The following is a 13,966-nucleotide window of genomic DNA, read 5'->3' as shown; positions in this document are numbered from 1 at the left end:
ATAGCGGGACCGCCTATCTCGGGCCTATGGCAACCCTGGCTCCCGACATCATCCTGACCCCCTCCGCCGCGGCGCGCGTCGCCGCAATTGCTGCCCGACAGGGCAAGCCCGCGATCCTGCGCCTTTCGGTCGATGGCGGCGGCTGTTCGGGTTTCCAGTACAAGTTCGGTTTCGCCGATGCGGCCGAGGCTGATGACGTCGTTGCCGAACGCGACGGCGTCCGGCTGGTCGTCGACAGCGTCAGCATCGATCTCGTCCGGGGTTGCGCGGTCGACTATGTCGAGTCGCTCGCCGGCGCGGCGTTCCGCGTGGAAAATCCCAATGCAGCCTCGGGCTGCGGTTGCGGCTCGAGCTTTTCGGTCTGACGCCCGGTGAAGATCGTCACGTACAACATCAACGGGATCAAGGCCCGTCTCCCGCGGCTGCTTGAGTATCTTGCCGAAGAGCAGCCCGACATCGTCTGTCTGCAGGAACTCAAGACCAGCGACGAAACCTTTCCGGCAGCGGAGATCGAGGCGGCGGGGTATGGTGTTGTCTGGCATGGGCAAAAGGCCTGGAACGGCGTGGCGATCCTCGCCAAGGGCCAGACCCCCAAGCTCCGGCAACGCGGCCTCGAAGGCGAGCCCGAGGACGAGCACAGCCGCTATATCGAGGCCGAGGTCGAAGGGCTGACGATCGCCGCGCTGTATCTGCCCAATGGCAATCCGCAGCCCGGCCCGAAGTTCGACTATAAGCTGCGCTGGATGACGCGGCTTGCGGCGCGCGCGCGCGTGCTGCTGGCCGAGGAGGTGCCCGCCATCCTCGCGGGCGATTACAACGTGATCGCGAATGACGACGACACGTTTTCGGTGTCGCGGATGCAGGACGATGCGTTGATGCAGCCCGAAAGCCGCAGCGCCTATCGTGCGCTGCTCGGGCAGGGCTGGACCGACGCCCTGCGAACGCAGTTTCCCAAGGGGGGCGTGTGGACCTTCTGGGATTATCAGGCGGGCGCGTGGCAGCGCGACGCGGGCTTCCGTATCGATCATCTGCTGCTTAGCCCGCAGGCCGCCGACCGGATGATCGATGCCGGTGTCGACAAGGCCTATCGCGGTCGCGAAAAGGCGAGCGATCATGCCCCGACCTGGGTCCGCCTGCGATGAACGCATTGGCGGGGCGGCCTGCGACACGGCTTGCCACGGGTGTGCTGGCGACGCTGCTGCTGGCCTGTTCGACCCAGGTTCGCGCGCAGGAGCGGGACTATTGCCCTGAACGCCCGGGGATCGACACGCCCGCCTGCACCATGGAAAAAGGCCGCGTCTCGGTCGAAACCGCGCTCGCCGACTGGACGCGCGACGACGGGGCGGGCTCGCGCGAGGACAATGTCCTGATCGCCGATACGCTGGTCCGGGTCGGGGTCAGCGACACGGTCGAGGCACGGGTGGGATGGACGCCGTTCGGCCATGACCGGACGCGCGACGCAACGGGGATCGACGTCGCGGACCGTATCGGCGACGTGTCACTGAGCATGAAGGCCAGCCTGAGCCATCCCGACGGCAAGGGCCTGTCGATCGCCGTCCTGCCGTTCGTGACGCTTCCCGTCGGCCGTTCGCCGGTCGGTGATGGCGACTGGGGCAGCGGGTTGCTGCTGCCGGTGACATTCGAAATGTCCGACACGGTGTCGCTCGACCTGACACCCGAAGTCGATGCCGCGGTCGACGATGACGGGCATGGCCGGCACCTGGCCTATAGCAGCGCGGTCGGCCTCGCCTTCACGCTCGACAAGGCGGTGACGCTGAATGCCGAGTTGCAGGCACTGCGCGACGATGACCCGTCCGGCCGCAGCACCCAGGCACTGGCTGCGCTGTCGCTCGCCTGGATGGCCCGCGACGATCTTCAGTTTGACATTTTCGGGGCGGCAGGCTTGACCCATGATACCCCCGACGCGCGGCTTTATGCGGGGGTGGCGCGGAGGTTCTAGATGATCGCGGTGCTGATCGGACTGCAGGCCGTCGCCGGCCCCCCGCTGCCGCGCGAACTTCGCCCCCCGGTCGCTCGGGCGGCGACCCCCTGTCCCGTGACGCCTCCCGGTGGCGAGATCGTCGTCTGTGCCCGGCCGACCGACCAGCGTCTTGCACGGCTCCCCACGCCGCCCGTCAGTTCACCCGATGCACCGATGACGTTCCGGCTGCCGGGCGGCGGGACGGGCAATGTGCACGCGGTCCAGAGCACGCTGCCGGGGGCAACCGGATCCGGGGCGGTGGTCACGCTGCGTATCCCGTTCGGTCCGGGTCGCCGAGCGGCCGACCCCGCCCGTTAGGCTCAGGCCGGGTCGCGGGGCCGGGTCCGCAGCGCATCGCTGAGCGAGGCGGTGCCGCTGCCGCGTCGCGCCGGCTTGGGCTGTGACGGGGCGGGCGACCAGCCGGTGAGGAAGATGATCTCGAACCGTTCGGCGGTCCGTCCGTCCGCGTCGGCGAGCTCGGCAAAGGCCTGTGCGAGCCCCGCCAGCGCCTGCCGGCCGAGTGCGCTGCGCCCCGCGAGCACGTTCGTCGCCGCCATCCCGCGAAGATCGCCGAGCAGGCGCCCTACATCGCGGTAGCCGACGTTTAGTGTCTCGATGTCCGCCACCGGCAGCGCGAAGCCCGCGCGCATCAGCAGATCGCCCGCCGAACGGACGTCGATCTGCGGATGCAGCCGCGCGGCGGGTCGCTCCGCCTCCGCCACCCGCAACGCCTGGCGGAGCGCCGGCAGGCTCCCCGCCCCGACGAACGCGCCGAGGAACAGTCCATCCGGCCGCAGCACGCGGCGGATCAGCGACAGCGCGCCAGGCAGATCGTTGACTTGGTCGAGCACGCCCGCGCTGACGACGAGGTCGAACGATGCGTCGGCAAAGGGCAGCCGGTCCTCGTCGGCCTGAACGCCGCCCGCGTGCGCGGCAAAGCCATGGCCCGCATCGCAGCGTACGACCCGTGCTCCCGGGGGCGCGACGAACGCGCCGTCGAAACAGCCGAGATCGAGGATGTCGGCAAAGTCCCGCGTCACCGCATCGAGCCGCTCGGCGATCCCGTCGAGCATCGTCGCGCGCACGAAATCCGCGTCGGCATAGGCGGCACGCGCGCGGTCGCGGCGCTGGCGGCGGGCGACCCGGTCGAAGATTTTCGGGGCGCTGCCTTGGCTGGGGTCTGGGATCTGCACGCCGCGCTTGTGCCGTCTGCATGCTTTGACGACAAGGGCGGATGCGGTTGCTTGATCCGATTGGCGCGGTGATCCGGCTGGCGCTGCCGCCGTGCTGCCCCGGCTGCGGCAGTCCGGTGGCGGCGGACCATCGGTTTTGCGCAAGCTGCTGGAACGGCCTGCACTTTCTCGGTCCGCCCTGGTGTGTCGCGTGCAACCTGCCCTTTGCGCATGATCGCGGCGACGGCGCATTGTGCGCCGCGTGCCTCACCCAGCCGCCGCGTCACGCGGGCGTCCGCGCCGCGGTCGCCTATGGACCGGTGGCGCGTGGCCTGGCGCTGCGGTTGAAATATGGCGGCCGAACCGCGTTCGCCGCGACGATGGCGCGCGCCATGCACCGGCTCATGCCCGAGCAGGCGGCGCTGATCGTGCCCGTGCCGCTGCACCGCTGGCGCCTCTGGTCGCGCGGGTTCAACCAGGCGGCGCTCATCGCGACGACGCTCGCGAGCCTGTCGGCCGTGCCCGCCGATCTGAATGTCCTCGTCCGGACGCGGCAGACGACCGTGCTGCGCGGGCTCGGCAGGCGTCAGCGCGGCAAGGCGGTGGCGGGCGCCTTCGCCGTCGCGGCGGGCGGGCGCGACCGGCTGCGCGGCAGGGCGGTAGTGCTAATCGACGACATCTATGCGAGCGGGGCGACGAGCGCGGCGTGCACCGGCGCGCTGCTCGCGGCGGGGGCGGAATCGGTGACGATCCTGTGCTGGGCGCGTGTTCTGGACGACACCGATTATTGACAAGCGCGCGGTCAGACCACACCTGAAAATAATGGCTAAAGTTGAAATCTACATCAAGCAATTCTGCCCCTATTGCACGCGGGCGATGAAGCTCCTTGCCGCCAAGGGCGTCGAACCCGAAACGTTCGACGTGACGATGGGCGGGCCGAAGAAGAAGGAGATGGTCGAGCGCTCGGGTGGTCGCATGACCATGCCGCAGGTGTTCATCGACGGGAAGCATATCGGCGGGTCGGATGACCTTGCCGCGCTCGATGCCCGGGGTGGGCTCGACCCGCTCCTGGCCTGATGCCCCGCATCGCGCTTCTGCAGATGACCAGCGGGATTGATCCCGCGGTCAATGCTGCAACGCTGGTCGGTGCGATCCGGTCGGCGGCAGGGCAGGGCGCGGTGATGCTGTTCACCCCGGAAATGTCGGGTCTGATCGACCGCGATCGCGCGCGGGCCGCCGCGTCGATCGTGGCCGAGGCCGACGATCCTGTGCTCGCTCGCGTCTGCGCCGCTGCGGCCGAGGCGGGGATCTGGGTGCATCTTGGCTCGCTCGCCGTCCGCCGGGCAGACGGCCGGTTTGCCAATCGCGGGTTCGTGATCGATCCGTCGGGCATTATCCGCGCGCGCTACGACAAGCTCCATCTTTTCGATGTCGACCTGCCGACGGGAGAAAGCTGGTGTGAATCCGCGGCCTATGCCGCGGGGGACGCGGCGATCGTCACGCAGACGCCAATCGGCATGCTGGGCGCATCGATCTGTTATGACCTGCGCTTTCCCGACCTGTACCGCGCGTTGAGCGATGCCGGCGCGACGGTGCTTTCGGTCCCGGCGGCGTTCACCAAGCCGACGGGGGCCGCGCATTGGCATGTCCTGCTCCGCGCCCGGGCGATCGAATCGGCCTCCTACGTCGTCGCTGCGGCGCAGACCGGCGTCCATGCCGATGGTCGCGCGACCTATGGCCATTCGTTGGTGATCGATCCCTGGGGCACGGTCGTGCTCGACATGGGTGAGGCGGCAGGGCTCGGCTTTGCAGGTATCAGCCCGGACAGCGTGACGGACGTCCGCGCCAGGATCCCGGCGCTCGAACATCGGCGGCCGATCCCATCCGTGGCCGTGATCCGGTGATCGTCTTCGACCTGAAATGCGGCACCGGGCATGTGTTCGAGGCGTGGTTCGGCTCGAGCGCGGCCTATGAGGCACAGCGCGCAGCCCGACAGGTCGAATGCCCGCTCTGCGGCGATGCCGAGGTGGCGAAGGCGGTGATGGCGCCGGCCGTCTCGGGCAAGGGCAACCGCGTGCCCGAGGGGCCGACGCCTGCGCGGATGAAGGCGATGATGACGATGCTGGCATCGAAACAGGCGGAACTGCTCGCGTCATCGCGCTGGGTCGGCGGCGCCTTTGCGGATCGCGCGCGCGCGATGCACTTGGGCGACGAGGTCGCCGAACCGATCCACGGTCAGGCCAGCCTCGCCGAGGCCAGGGCGCTGGTCGACGACGGTGTCGCCGTGCTGACGCTGCCGCTCCCGGTCACCCCACCGGACACGATCAACTAAAGATGGGGTCGCCCGGCCTTACCCCGTAACGCGCGCGAGCACTGGTTTCAGCGCGGACTTGATCTCGAAGAACAACGGATGCTTCAGCAGCCGCAGCGCGATGCCCCACAGGGCGATGCCGATGCCGACGGCCAGGACGATCGGGACCAGCGGCGTCGTCGCGGCCCAGCCATGCCAGGCCATGACGATGATCGCCGGCGCGATCGCGACGCTGGTGGCGATCCCGCTGCGCAGATAGATGGCGAACATGTCCCGGTACTGGCTGTCCGTGATCCGGCGGATATGCGGCATGTAGAGCACGCAGGCAAAAATCGCATCGATGACCTTCGCCAGCGCTGCAGCCTCGATGCTGATGAAGCAGGCTGCCGAAAATACGACGAAGCCGACGATGCTGCGCACGAACTCGAAGCGTGCCTGACGGCCGGTTTCGTCGGCGATGATGAACAGATCCCACGCCATCGCGATGGCGGTATTGAACACGCCGACGACGCACAGGATCGACAGGCACATCGCGATCGATACCCATTTCGCGCCATAGATGAGCAGCACGAACGGCCCCGACAGCACGCCAAGCCCCAGGAAAGTCGGCCACATCAGCGCGGTGAACAGGGCCAGCGCGTTCTGATAGCGCGGCCCGATCGGCAAGCCGGCGCGGATCCCCGCGGCAAAATCGACGAACATGATGCGGCAGATCACCAGGAACACGCTGTCCCACAACATGCTGAAAATGTTGCCGGACCTGGGATATAAGCCGAGCGCGGCCAACCCCACCAAGCGAGCGCCATATCCTGCAACCGCGAGAAGACCCGGGAAATGCCCAGCGTGGCGAGCACGTTGATGCTGAACCGATGCACGTCGCGCCAGTTGTCGAATGCGACTTTGACCCTGGCATGATGCGGCGCGAGGCCGATCGCCATCGCGGTGCTGATCAAGGCGGCGATGATCTGCCCATAGGCAAAGCTCATATAGCTCTGGCCCGCGACCGCGAAGGCCACGGTGGCGATCGTGCCGGACAAAGTTAACCAGCTGGAGTATGGAATATATTGCTGAGAACCGCCCATCCATCCAAGTGACTTGCGCATACGCAACGCCTCGGGCTCACTCTATCACTGTCGTTGCAACGTATAAGGCGGGGGTCGTGCTGGCACACGATGCGCGGCGGCGCTAGCGGATCAGTCGTGCGACCTTCCTGATCGCGCGCCCGGCATATTGCCGCACGATGAAGGGATGTCCAAGGAACAGGCGGATTGCCTGGCCGCGCTTGCCCGACTGCACCGCGTGGCGAAATCCGTTCAAGGTCTCGAGCCGTCCAAGCGCCTGCCTGCGATCGTGCAATAGTGCGACCAGCTTGCCGTCACCGGCAACGTCGGAGCGTTTCGCCAGCAATGCGCTCATCGCAATCTGCGCCGTATAATCGACGGTCGTCTGGCTTTTGCCCGATGTGCGCAGCGTCCAGACATAGCCGGGTTGCGGGGTAATGACGAACTTTGCCCCGCACAGCATGGCATCGAAATACATCTTGAAGTCTTCACCATGGCGGATGGCCGGATTATAGCGAATGGCATGGTCTTCGAGAAACTGACGGCGGAACATCGGTTTGAGCAAACCATAGTCCATGTCCTGGTTGAACGGCCGGGCCGCCGCAACGAAGGCGTGGCGGTCAATCTCCGTGGCGGACCGGATTGCCCGGATTTGTGGCGGGCTCGACGCCGCCTGGGCCTCGTCCAGAAATCGCACATTGTCCGCAACCATATCGGCGGCAAACGCACCGGCGACGTCGAGGAGGTGCCGCAACCGGCCGGGTTCGAAGGCGTCATCGGCATCGAGCACCGCGATCCACGGCGCCCGAGCCGCCGCAAATCCCGCATTGCGCGCCGCCGATGGGCCGCCGTTCCGGTCGAGCCGGATCACGGAGAGGTTTGCGACATGACCATAGCGCGCCGTCACGGCTGCGTGCGTGTCATCAGGACAATGATCGTCAACGACGATCATTTCGAGCGCGACGTCGGTCTGGGACAGGGCAGAGTCGATCGCCTTGCCGATGAACTGGGCCGCACGATAAGCCGGGATCACGACGCAGATCTCAGGCGTATTCATCTGAATTGCGCTCGTCGGCGAAACGCTATTTGGCATCTTCGAAGTCCTGGATTGAGCCGCCAAATGCGTACTTGACGGGCCTTAAGCGGACGTCCGCTCGAATTGCAATACACCGCGGGCTGCTAACCAAGGTCAAGACGGGACAGGTCAAATCGACGCCGCGTCGTAGATGATCGCGCGATTGGCGACACGTCGCCGTGCTTCCGTGTCAGCGACGTGGAGCAGCTCAGTTGTCGCTAAGCAACCTCAAGCGCATCGTGCGGTATCATGCCAATTGTCACGTGCGGCACGATCATACGGCCGAAAATGCCCCATATGGCGAGGATGAGCGTCAGACTTATCAGTTCGCCGCCATCTTCGACGAGCGTGCTGATCGTCTGAAAATGCCCGGGGCCGATCAGCATCTCATGAAGCTTGTCGACGACCACGGCGAAGAACGCGGTGACGCAGAAACCGAAGAGCAGCATGAGGGCGGGGGCGATGCGATCGCGAGCAAGCCTGACCATGCCCAACAGGGTCAGCGCCAGGGGAATGCCGGACAAGATTGCCTGCGCAAGAATTTCGCCATGAGGTCCGATCACGGCATACTGCGACAGCACCGCGCCGAAATGCTCGTGAAGCCGCAGCGAGTCGTCGGCGAGTACCACCAGAAACAGGAGCGCGTAGGCCGCGTAGAAAAGCTCCTTCGCGTGGAGGAACGCATAAAGCGCGAGGCCGATGATCGTCAGTTCCTTGAGATATCCCCAGATCTCCATCAGCGATCCGTCGACGGACGAGTAGAGCAGCTGACCATAGAGCATGCTCTCCGTCACATTCGCGTGCTCGACATAGGCCCAGCGCAGGAACATCCCGAGTACAACAAGGTCGATCGCTAGAATGACCCCCAGGCCGATCAGCATGGGTCTTGCAGCCGTGGCGATCATTTTTTTCATCACGGCCCCCAATTGCCCTGTCACAAAACTGTAATGCGTTTGTTGACAGTTGCATAGGTGGTTTGGATGATGCGCCTTTTCGGCGGCCTAGCCCGTTTGGGCAGGGCGCAGGTCCGCGGTTCAGCGTTCGCCCGCCTTGCAGCCGCGTTGCGCAGGTTTGGGTCTGGCTGTCATAATCGCTTGCGTCGACGGACGCGCGCAGTCTGGACCGACGGGAATGGGGCTAGTATGGACGTCGCGTGCGTGGCCCCGTAGCTCAGCCGGATAGAGCACCAGATTCCTAATCTGGGGGCCAGTGGTTCAAATCCACTCGGGGTCACCACCACCGACATTATCAAGCGATCCGCCGCCTGCGGGCATCGCGACATTCGTCAGGGATGTAGTTTGGCCGGCGACAGGGGTTGTCGTCTGGCGCGGCCGGGTCGCGAGGGGTTAGGAGCAATCAGGCGACGTTGACCCCTCCGCGGAGGTGGCAACGTCGCCTGGCGTCCCGGTCAGGCTTAGGCCTTGACGTGCTGCGAGATGTACTTGTTCATCTCGAACATGGTGCACTTGTCACGGCCGAAGACCTTCTTCAGCTTCTCGTCGGCGAGGATCTCGCGCTTGTTCTCAGGGTTCTGCAGATTGTGGGCCTTGATATAGACCCAGACCTTGCTGATCACTTCGCTGCGCGGGAGCTTGTCGTTACCGACGATCTCGCCGAGCTCGGGAGAGGGCTGGACGGGGGCGTGGATGCCGCCGGTCTTGGGAGCTGTAGCCATAAGCATTCCTTCCTGTTCGCATGCGTGCGTTAGGCACTGCACGCGTGGTCACGCCTTGTTGAGCGCGCCCGCCTTGTGCGCTGCCTTGCCGCCATTGTCACTCTTTACGATGAATTGCGGCTCGTCCTTGGACGCGCGGACGGTGTGGCCCTTGATCGTCGTGTCGCTGGTCTGCTTCTTTTCGACCGTGCCGTGCGCGGTGCCGCCGGGGGATTTCCAGGTGACCTCGTCGCCCTTTTTCGGATCCTTCATCACACCATCTCCTTGATATTCAACGATCAAGCGCAGAGGTGCGGGTTTTGTTGCATGATCCGCGGTTGCAGACCCAGGGGCTGCGGTTCATCTGATGCGCCACCAAGGAGACCCATGCATGAAGACCCGCGCCGCCGTAGCCTTCGAGGCGAAAAAACCGCTCGAGATCGTCGAGCTCGACCTCGAGGGACCCAAATCCGGCGAAGTTCTGGTCGAAATCATGGCCACAGGCATCTGTCACACCGATGCCTACACGCTCGACGGACTTGATTCGGAAGGCCTTTTCCCGAGCGTGCTGGGGCATGAAGGGGCGGGCATCGTCCGCGAGATCGGCGCGGGCGTCACCAGCGTCGCGGTCGGCGATCACGTCATCCCGCTCTACACCCCCGAATGCCGCCAGTGTAAGTCGTGCCTGAGCCAGAAGACCAACCTGTGCACCGCGATCCGCGCGACGCAAGGGAAAGGGCTGATGCCCGACGGCACGACGCGGTTCAGCTACAAGGGGCGGCCGATCTTCCATTACATGGGCTGCTCGACCTTTTCGAACTTCACCGTGCTGCCCGAGATCGCACTTGCAAAGATTCGCCCCGACGCGCCGTTCGACACCTCCTGCTATGTCGGTTGCGGCGTGACGACGGGCGTCGGCGCGGTGGTCCACACCGCGAAGGTCCAGCCCGGCGATACGGTCGTGGTCTTCGGGCTCGGCGGGATCGGGCTGAACGTGATCCAGGGCGCGCGACTGGCGGGTGCAGGGATGATCGTCGGCGTCGACATCAATCCCGACCGCGAGGAATGGGGTCGCCGCTTCGGCATGACGCATTTCGCCAACCCGAAAGATGTGGGCGACATCGTCCAGCATATCGTCGCTTTGACCGACGGCGGCGCGGATTACACATTCGACGCGACCGGCAACACGACCGTCATGCGCCAGGCGCTCGAGGCCTGTCATCGCGGCTGGGGCACCTCGATCGTGATCGGCGTGGCCGAGGCGGGCAAGGAGATCAGCACGCGGCCGTTCCAGCTCGTCACCGGGCGCAACTGGCGCGGGACCGCGTTCGGCGGTGCGCGTGGACGTACGGACACGCCCAAGATCGTCGACTGGTATATGGACGGCAAGATCGAGATCGACCCGATGATCACGCACCGCCTGACGCTCGACGAGATCAACAAGGGGTTCGACCTGATGCACGCCGGCGAGAGCATCCGCTCCGTCGTGATCTACTGAGGAATACGCCATGTTTAGCCATGTCATGCTCGGCGCCGACGATATCGCGGCATCGAAAGCGTTTTACGACGCGAGCCTGGGTGCGCTTGGCGTGCCCGAGGGCGTCGTCGATGAGTGGGGCCGGCTCGTCTATGCGCACGCTGGCGGCCGCTTCCTGCTGACCAAGCCGCTCGACGGGCAGCCGGCCAGCCACGGCAATGGCAGCACGATGGGGTTCGTCGCGGCCTCGCCCGAGGCGGCCGACGCCTGGCATGCCGCGGGGCTCGCGCATGGCGGCACGGCCTGCGAGGATCCGCCCGGCGTCCGCCACGGCACCGCGGGGCGCACCCTGTATCTGGCGTATCTGCGCGACCCGTCGGGCAACAAGCTCTGCGCCGCTCACCGGGTCGCGTGATGGAGGCGCTATCGACCAGCACGGCGTTCGGCGGCACGCAGGGCGTCTACCACCACGCGTCGACCGCGACCGGCACCGACATGACCTTTGCGGTCTATGTGCCGCCGCACGCGCCGGATGCGCGCTTGCCGGTCCTGTGGTTCCTGTCGGGCCTGACCTGCACGCATGCCAATGTCATGGACAAGGGCGAGTATCGGCGTGCCTGTGCCGAACACGGCGTGATCCTGATCGCGCCCGACACCAGTCCGCGCGGCGAGGGGGTTCCCGATGACGACGCCTATGACTTCGGCCAGGGCGCGGGCTTCTACGTCGATGCGACCGAGCAGCCCTGGGCCGCGAACTTTAACATGAAGCGCTATGTCGAGGACGAACTCCCCGCGCTGATCGCCGCGGAGTTTCCGATGGCGGACATGACGCGGCAGGGGATCACCGGGCATTCGATGGGCGGGCACGGCGCGCTGACGATCGCGCTGCGCAATCCCGACCGGTTCCGCAGCGTGTCGGCCTTCGCGCCGATCGTCGCGCCGCTGCACTGCCCCTGGGGTGAAAAGGCGCTGACGGGGTATCTGGGGCCGGACCGTGCCGACTGGCGTGCGTACGACGCCTGTGCGCTGATCGCCGATGGCGCGCGGGTCGCCGATATCCTCGTCGATCAGGGGGAGGCCGACGGGTTCCTCGACGATCAGCTGAAGCCGGCGCTGCTGGCGGAGGCGTGCGCGGCGGCGGGGATCGAGCTGACGTTGCGGATGCAGCCGGGATACGACCATAGCTATAATTTCATATCGACCTTCATGCCGGATCATGTCGCGTGGCATGCGGAACGGCTGCGGCGCGCCTGACACGCCGTAACGCAAGCGATATGATGTGGCCCTTGTGTTGGGACCGCGGACGGCCGCATGGCGCGCGGCGGGCGGGAGTCCGCTGCGATATTGTCGATATTATGATACCTCGGTCGGGCTTTCGTACCGAGGACCTTGCACGCCGGCCTGCGGCGGAATGATGGAGCGCTGTGATGATCGCCGAGACGCCTTTTGCCGATGCCGAGCCAGCCGTCGGCCCGGATGGCAAGCTGATCGTTCCGCAGGAGGTCGAGGCGGCGATCCGGACGCTGATCCGCTGGACCGGCGACGATCCGACCCGCGAAGGATTGGTCGATACGCCGCGGCGTGTCGCACGCGCCTGGAAGGAATATTGCGCGGGTTATGGCGACGATCCGGCGCGGCATCTCGAACGCGTGTTCGAGGAGGTCGGCGGCTATGACGAGATTGTCCTGCTGAAGGATATCCCGTTCCAGTCGCATTGCGAGCACCACATGGCGCCGATCATCGGCAAGGCGCACATCGCCTATCTGCCGCGCAACCATGTCGTCGGCATCTCGAAGCTGGCGCGCGTGCTGCACGGCTTTGCCCGCCGGTTGCAGGTGCAGGAGCGGCTGACCGCGGAGGTGGCCGACTGCATCTGGGAGCAGCTGAAGCCACAGGGCGTCGCGGTCGTGATCGAGGCGACGCATGCCTGCATGGCCGCGCGCGGCGTGCGGACGCCGGGGGTGACGATGGTCACCAGCCGGATGATGGGCGTGTTCCGCGAGGATGAGCGCAGCCGCAAGGAGGTGCTGTCGCTGATGGGCGCGCGCGCATGATCCGAACCGTCCTGGTCACCGGCGGGGCGAAGCGCTTGGGCGCCGCGATCGTCCGGCGGCTGGCGGCGGACGGGCATGCGGTGGTCGTGCATCAGGGACATTCGCCCGAGGAGGCCGCGGCCTTGGTCGACGAGATCGTCGCGAGTGGCGGCCGCGCGGCGGCGGCTGAGGGCGATCTGAACGATCTGCACGGGGTCGGCGATCTGTTCGCGGCGGCGCGGGGCGCGATCGGCGGTCCGATAGACGGGCTGGTCAACTGCGCGTCGAAGTTCGCGTTCGATCGGCCGCCCGCGGTCGATCCTGCGCTGTTCGCCGAGCTGGTCGCGATCAACTGCGGCGCGCCGGTGCTGCTCGCCTCGGCGCTGGCGTCGCAGGAGGATGTCCGTGACGGCGCGATCGTCAATCTGCTCGACCAGAAGGTGGCAAACCTCAATCCCGATTTCTTCTCCTATAGCTGCGGCAAGATCGCGCTGGAGGGGGCGACGGTGATGCTGGCGCAGGCGCTGGGCCCCCGGATCAGCGTCAACGCGGTCTCGCCGGGGCTGACGCTGCCAAGCGGCGACCAGACCGACGCGGAATTCGGGGCAGTGGCGAGCGACAATCTGCTCCAGCGCCCGGTCGGGGCGCGGGCGGTCGCCGATGCGGTCGCGTGGTTGCTGGGTGCGAAGGGCGTGACCGGGCAGAACCTGTTCGTCGATTGCGGGCAGCGGTTTCTGGCGCGCGACGGCGACGTGATGTTCGACCGGCATCATGGGGAGCGCAATGGCTGAGTTCACGACGATCCTCGACGGGCTCGAGGTGATGATGCGGCTGGGCATTTATCCGCACGAGGTGGCGCCGCAGCGCGTGGTCGTCTCGGTCGAGATGACGGTCGTGTATCCGGGGCCGCTTGGCGAGGACGCGATCGGCGAGGTGCTCGATTACGACTTCGTCCGCGCCGGGATACTGGCGATGGCGGCGGAGCGTCCGTTCGCGTTGCAGGAGACGCTGTGCGAGGCGATTGCGGCGCTGTGCCTGGGTGACGCGCGGGTGAGGCGGGTCGAGGTCGAGACGATGAAGACCGACATCTACCCCGATGCCGCGATCGGGTGCCGGATCGTGCGGGAGCGTGCGATCTAGTGGAGGCAATAGTCCCACGACCGGGCGCATTTGGTGCCCATGAGCGGCGCCGATCCCGGCGC

General features: G+C 66.2%; 21 protein-coding genes and 1 tRNA gene. 15 read left to right on the top strand and 7 right to left on the bottom strand.

All coding sequences use genetic code 11. The annotated features are described in order from the left end of the window. The first annotated feature begins 26 nt into the window (after positions 1–26). The 4 genes from erpA (at position 27) to NEF64_RS14450 (ending at position 2,299) form a co-directional block, all read left to right on the top strand. Positions 27–365, top strand: a complete 339-nt coding sequence (erpA, locus tag NEF64_RS14465; protein ID WP_031394554.1) for an iron-sulfur cluster insertion protein ErpA — start codon at positions 27–29, stop codon at positions 363–365. A gap of 6 nt (positions 366–371) precedes the next feature. Further along, positions 372–1,142 (top strand): exodeoxyribonuclease III, encoded by a 771-nt coding sequence (xth, locus tag NEF64_RS14460; RefSeq protein ID WP_056405427.1) that lies wholly within the window; start codon positions 372–374, stop codon positions 1,140–1,142. Further along, the gene (locus NEF64_RS14455; protein WP_056405429.1) at positions 1,139–1,960 is read left to right on the top strand and encodes a transporter; all 822 of its coding nucleotides are present in this window, start codon (positions 1,139–1,141) and stop codon (positions 1,958–1,960) included. Before xth ends, NEF64_RS14455 begins: the two co-directional genes overlap by 4 nt. Positions 1,961–2,056: 96 nt before the next feature. Further along, the gene (locus NEF64_RS14450) at positions 2,057–2,299 is read left to right on the top strand and encodes a hypothetical protein (RefSeq protein ID WP_252574033.1); all 243 of its coding nucleotides are present in this window, start codon (positions 2,057–2,059) and stop codon (positions 2,297–2,299) included. A gap of 2 nt (positions 2,300–2,301) precedes the next feature. Here the strand turns inward: NEF64_RS14450 and NEF64_RS14445 are convergent, their stop codons facing one another. Continuing rightward, positions 2,302–3,174, bottom strand: coding sequence for a class I SAM-dependent methyltransferase (locus NEF64_RS14445; RefSeq protein ID WP_056405431.1), 873 nt, complete (start codon positions 3,172–3,174; stop codon positions 2,302–2,304). Between the two features lie 41 nt (positions 3,175–3,215). Here NEF64_RS14445 and NEF64_RS14440 point away from each other — a divergent pair, with 41 nt between their 5' ends. From NEF64_RS14440 to NEF64_RS14425, 4 genes are read left to right on the top strand one after another with little or no spacing between them, the layout of a single operon-like run. Next, positions 3,216–3,944 carry a ComF family protein gene (locus NEF64_RS14440; RefSeq protein ID WP_056405432.1) on the top strand — a complete coding sequence of 243 codons (729 nt, stop codon included), beginning with the start codon at positions 3,216–3,218 and terminating at the stop codon, positions 3,942–3,944. A 31-nt stretch (positions 3,945–3,975) separates the two neighbouring features. Beyond that, complete coding sequence (grxC, locus tag NEF64_RS14435) at positions 3,976–4,230, top strand: glutaredoxin 3 (protein ID WP_031396302.1); 255 nt, start codon at positions 3,976–3,978, stop codon at positions 4,228–4,230. Beyond that, the gene (locus NEF64_RS14430) at positions 4,230–5,057 is read left to right on the top strand and encodes a carbon-nitrogen hydrolase family protein (RefSeq protein WP_056405434.1); all 828 of its coding nucleotides are present in this window, start codon (positions 4,230–4,232) and stop codon (positions 5,055–5,057) included. Before grxC ends, NEF64_RS14430 begins: the two co-directional genes overlap by 1 nt. Beyond that, a complete protein-coding gene (locus NEF64_RS14425; protein WP_056405436.1) occupies positions 5,054–5,485 on the top strand; it encodes a DUF1178 family protein in 432 nt (143 codons plus the stop codon). The genes NEF64_RS14430 and NEF64_RS14425 overlap by 4 nt, the downstream gene beginning before the upstream one ends. 18 nt (positions 5,486–5,503) lie before the next feature. On the opposite strand, the gene NEF64_RS14420 is transcribed toward NEF64_RS14425, so the two are convergent. The 4 genes from NEF64_RS14420 to NEF64_RS14405 form a co-directional block, all read right to left on the bottom strand. Continuing rightward, a complete protein-coding gene (locus NEF64_RS14420) occupies positions 5,504–6,205 on the bottom strand; it encodes an MATE family efflux transporter (protein WP_252574031.1) in 702 nt (233 codons plus the stop codon). After that, positions 6,178–6,567, bottom strand: coding sequence for an oligosaccharide flippase family protein (locus NEF64_RS14415; RefSeq protein ID WP_159043709.1), 390 nt, complete (start codon positions 6,565–6,567; stop codon positions 6,178–6,180). Before NEF64_RS14415 ends, NEF64_RS14420 begins: the two co-directional genes overlap by 28 nt. An 82-nt stretch (positions 6,568–6,649) precedes the next feature. Then, the gene (locus NEF64_RS14410; RefSeq protein ID WP_252574029.1) at positions 6,650–7,582 is read right to left on the bottom strand and encodes a glycosyltransferase family 2 protein; all 933 of its coding nucleotides are present in this window, start codon (positions 7,580–7,582) and stop codon (positions 6,650–6,652) included. A 236-nt stretch (positions 7,583–7,818) separates the two neighbouring features. Then, positions 7,819–8,514: a hypothetical protein gene (locus NEF64_RS14405; RefSeq protein WP_159043710.1), complete on the bottom strand. Its 696-nt coding sequence runs from the start codon at positions 8,512–8,514 to the stop codon at positions 7,819–7,821. Positions 8,515–8,759: 245 nt separating this feature from the next. Between NEF64_RS14405 and NEF64_RS14400 the strand changes: the two genes are divergently transcribed. Then, positions 8,760–8,836: transfer RNA gene (locus tag NEF64_RS14400), tRNA-Arg, on the top strand. Between the two features lie 178 nt (positions 8,837–9,014). Here the strand turns inward: NEF64_RS14400 and NEF64_RS14395 are convergent. Beyond that, positions 9,015–9,275 (bottom strand): SWIB/MDM2 domain-containing protein, encoded by a 261-nt coding sequence (locus tag NEF64_RS14395; RefSeq protein ID WP_031394799.1) that lies wholly within the window; start codon positions 9,273–9,275, stop codon positions 9,015–9,017. 48 nt (positions 9,276–9,323) lie between these two features. Next, entirely contained in the window at positions 9,324–9,527 is a 204-nt protein-coding gene (locus tag NEF64_RS14390) for a hypervirulence associated TUDOR domain-containing protein (protein WP_031394798.1), read from the bottom strand. 118 nt (positions 9,528–9,645) lie between these two features. On the opposite strand from NEF64_RS14390, the gene NEF64_RS14385 reads away from it, so the two are divergent. The 6 genes from NEF64_RS14385 (at position 9,646) to NEF64_RS14360 (ending at position 13,904) form a co-directional block, all read left to right on the top strand. After that, entirely contained in the window at positions 9,646–10,752 is a 1,107-nt protein-coding gene (locus tag NEF64_RS14385; RefSeq protein WP_031394797.1) for an S-(hydroxymethyl)glutathione dehydrogenase/class III alcohol dehydrogenase, read from the top strand. Between the two features lie 10 nt (positions 10,753–10,762). Next, positions 10,763–11,146: a VOC family protein gene (locus NEF64_RS14380; RefSeq protein WP_056405443.1), complete on the top strand. Its 384-nt coding sequence runs from the start codon at positions 10,763–10,765 to the stop codon at positions 11,144–11,146. Further along, positions 11,146–11,985 (top strand): S-formylglutathione hydrolase, encoded by an 840-nt coding sequence (gene fghA, locus NEF64_RS14375; RefSeq protein ID WP_056405445.1) that lies wholly within the window; start codon positions 11,146–11,148, stop codon positions 11,983–11,985. The genes NEF64_RS14380 and fghA overlap by 1 nt, the downstream gene beginning before the upstream one ends. 173 nt (positions 11,986–12,158) lie before the next feature. Further along, complete coding sequence (folE, locus tag NEF64_RS14370) at positions 12,159–12,785, top strand: GTP cyclohydrolase I FolE (RefSeq protein WP_081874053.1); 627 nt, start codon at positions 12,159–12,161, stop codon at positions 12,783–12,785. Beyond that, on the top strand, positions 12,782–13,555 hold the full coding sequence (locus NEF64_RS14365) for an SDR family NAD(P)-dependent oxidoreductase (RefSeq protein WP_056405447.1): 774 nt from the start codon (positions 12,782–12,784) through the stop codon (positions 13,553–13,555). Before folE ends, NEF64_RS14365 begins: the two co-directional genes overlap by 4 nt. Further along, entirely contained in the window at positions 13,548–13,904 is a 357-nt protein-coding gene (locus NEF64_RS14360) for a dihydroneopterin aldolase (RefSeq protein WP_031395191.1), read from the top strand. Before NEF64_RS14365 ends, NEF64_RS14360 begins: the two co-directional genes overlap by 8 nt. The last annotated feature ends 62 nt before the right edge of the window (positions 13,905–13,966 follow it).

Origin of the sequence: Sphingomonas aerolata (assembly GCF_023935825.1) — a bacterium.
GTDB lineage: Bacteria > Pseudomonadota > Alphaproteobacteria > Sphingomonadales > Sphingomonadaceae > Sphingomonas > Sphingomonas aerolata.
Note: the sequence above shows the minus strand (reverse complement) of the source record. Positions and strands in the feature narration are given on the sequence as shown.

Excerpts from the sequence above, each read along its gene's own strand:
- erpA (WP_031394554.1), top strand. The coding sequence starts at position 27 with ATGGCAACCCTGGCTCCCGACATCATCCTGACCCCCTCCGCCGCGGCG.
- NEF64_RS14455 (WP_056405429.1), top strand. The coding sequence starts at position 1,139 with ATGAACGCATTGGCGGGGCGGCCTGCGACACGGCTTGCCACGGGTGTG.
- NEF64_RS14440 (WP_056405432.1), top strand. The coding sequence starts at position 3,216 with ATGCGGTTGCTTGATCCGATTGGCGCGGTGATCCGGCTGGCGCTGCCG.
- grxC (WP_031396302.1), top strand. The coding sequence starts at position 3,976 with ATGGCTAAAGTTGAAATCTACATCAAGCAATTCTGCCCCTATTGCACG.
- NEF64_RS14430 (WP_056405434.1), top strand. The coding sequence starts at position 4,230 with ATGCCCCGCATCGCGCTTCTGCAGATGACCAGCGGGATTGATCCCGCG.
- NEF64_RS14420 (WP_252574031.1), bottom strand. The coding sequence starts at position 6,205 with ATGTTGTGGGACAGCGTGTTCCTGGTGATCTGCCGCATCATGTTCGTC.
- NEF64_RS14415 (WP_159043709.1), bottom strand. The coding sequence starts at position 6,567 with ATGCGCAAGTCACTTGGATGGATGGGCGGTTCTCAGCAATATATTCCA.
- NEF64_RS14410 (WP_252574029.1), bottom strand. The coding sequence starts at position 7,582 with ATGAATACGCCTGAGATCTGCGTCGTGATCCCGGCTTATCGTGCGGCC.
- NEF64_RS14405 (WP_159043710.1), bottom strand. The coding sequence starts at position 8,514 with ATGAAAAAAATGATCGCCACGGCTGCAAGACCCATGCTGATCGGCCTG.
- NEF64_RS14395 (WP_031394799.1), bottom strand. The coding sequence starts at position 9,275 with ATGGCTACAGCTCCCAAGACCGGCGGCATCCACGCCCCCGTCCAGCCC.
- NEF64_RS14390 (WP_031394798.1), bottom strand. The coding sequence starts at position 9,527 with ATGAAGGATCCGAAAAAGGGCGACGAGGTCACCTGGAAATCCCCCGGC.
- NEF64_RS14385 (WP_031394797.1), top strand. The coding sequence starts at position 9,646 with ATGAAGACCCGCGCCGCCGTAGCCTTCGAGGCGAAAAAACCGCTCGAG.
- NEF64_RS14380 (WP_056405443.1), top strand. The coding sequence starts at position 10,763 with ATGTTTAGCCATGTCATGCTCGGCGCCGACGATATCGCGGCATCGAAA.
- fghA (WP_056405445.1), top strand. The coding sequence starts at position 11,146 with ATGGAGGCGCTATCGACCAGCACGGCGTTCGGCGGCACGCAGGGCGTC.
- folE (WP_081874053.1), top strand. The coding sequence starts at position 12,159 with ATGATCGCCGAGACGCCTTTTGCCGATGCCGAGCCAGCCGTCGGCCCG.
- NEF64_RS14365 (WP_056405447.1), top strand. The coding sequence starts at position 12,782 with ATGATCCGAACCGTCCTGGTCACCGGCGGGGCGAAGCGCTTGGGCGCC.
- NEF64_RS14360 (WP_031395191.1), top strand. The coding sequence starts at position 13,548 with ATGGCTGAGTTCACGACGATCCTCGACGGGCTCGAGGTGATGATGCGG.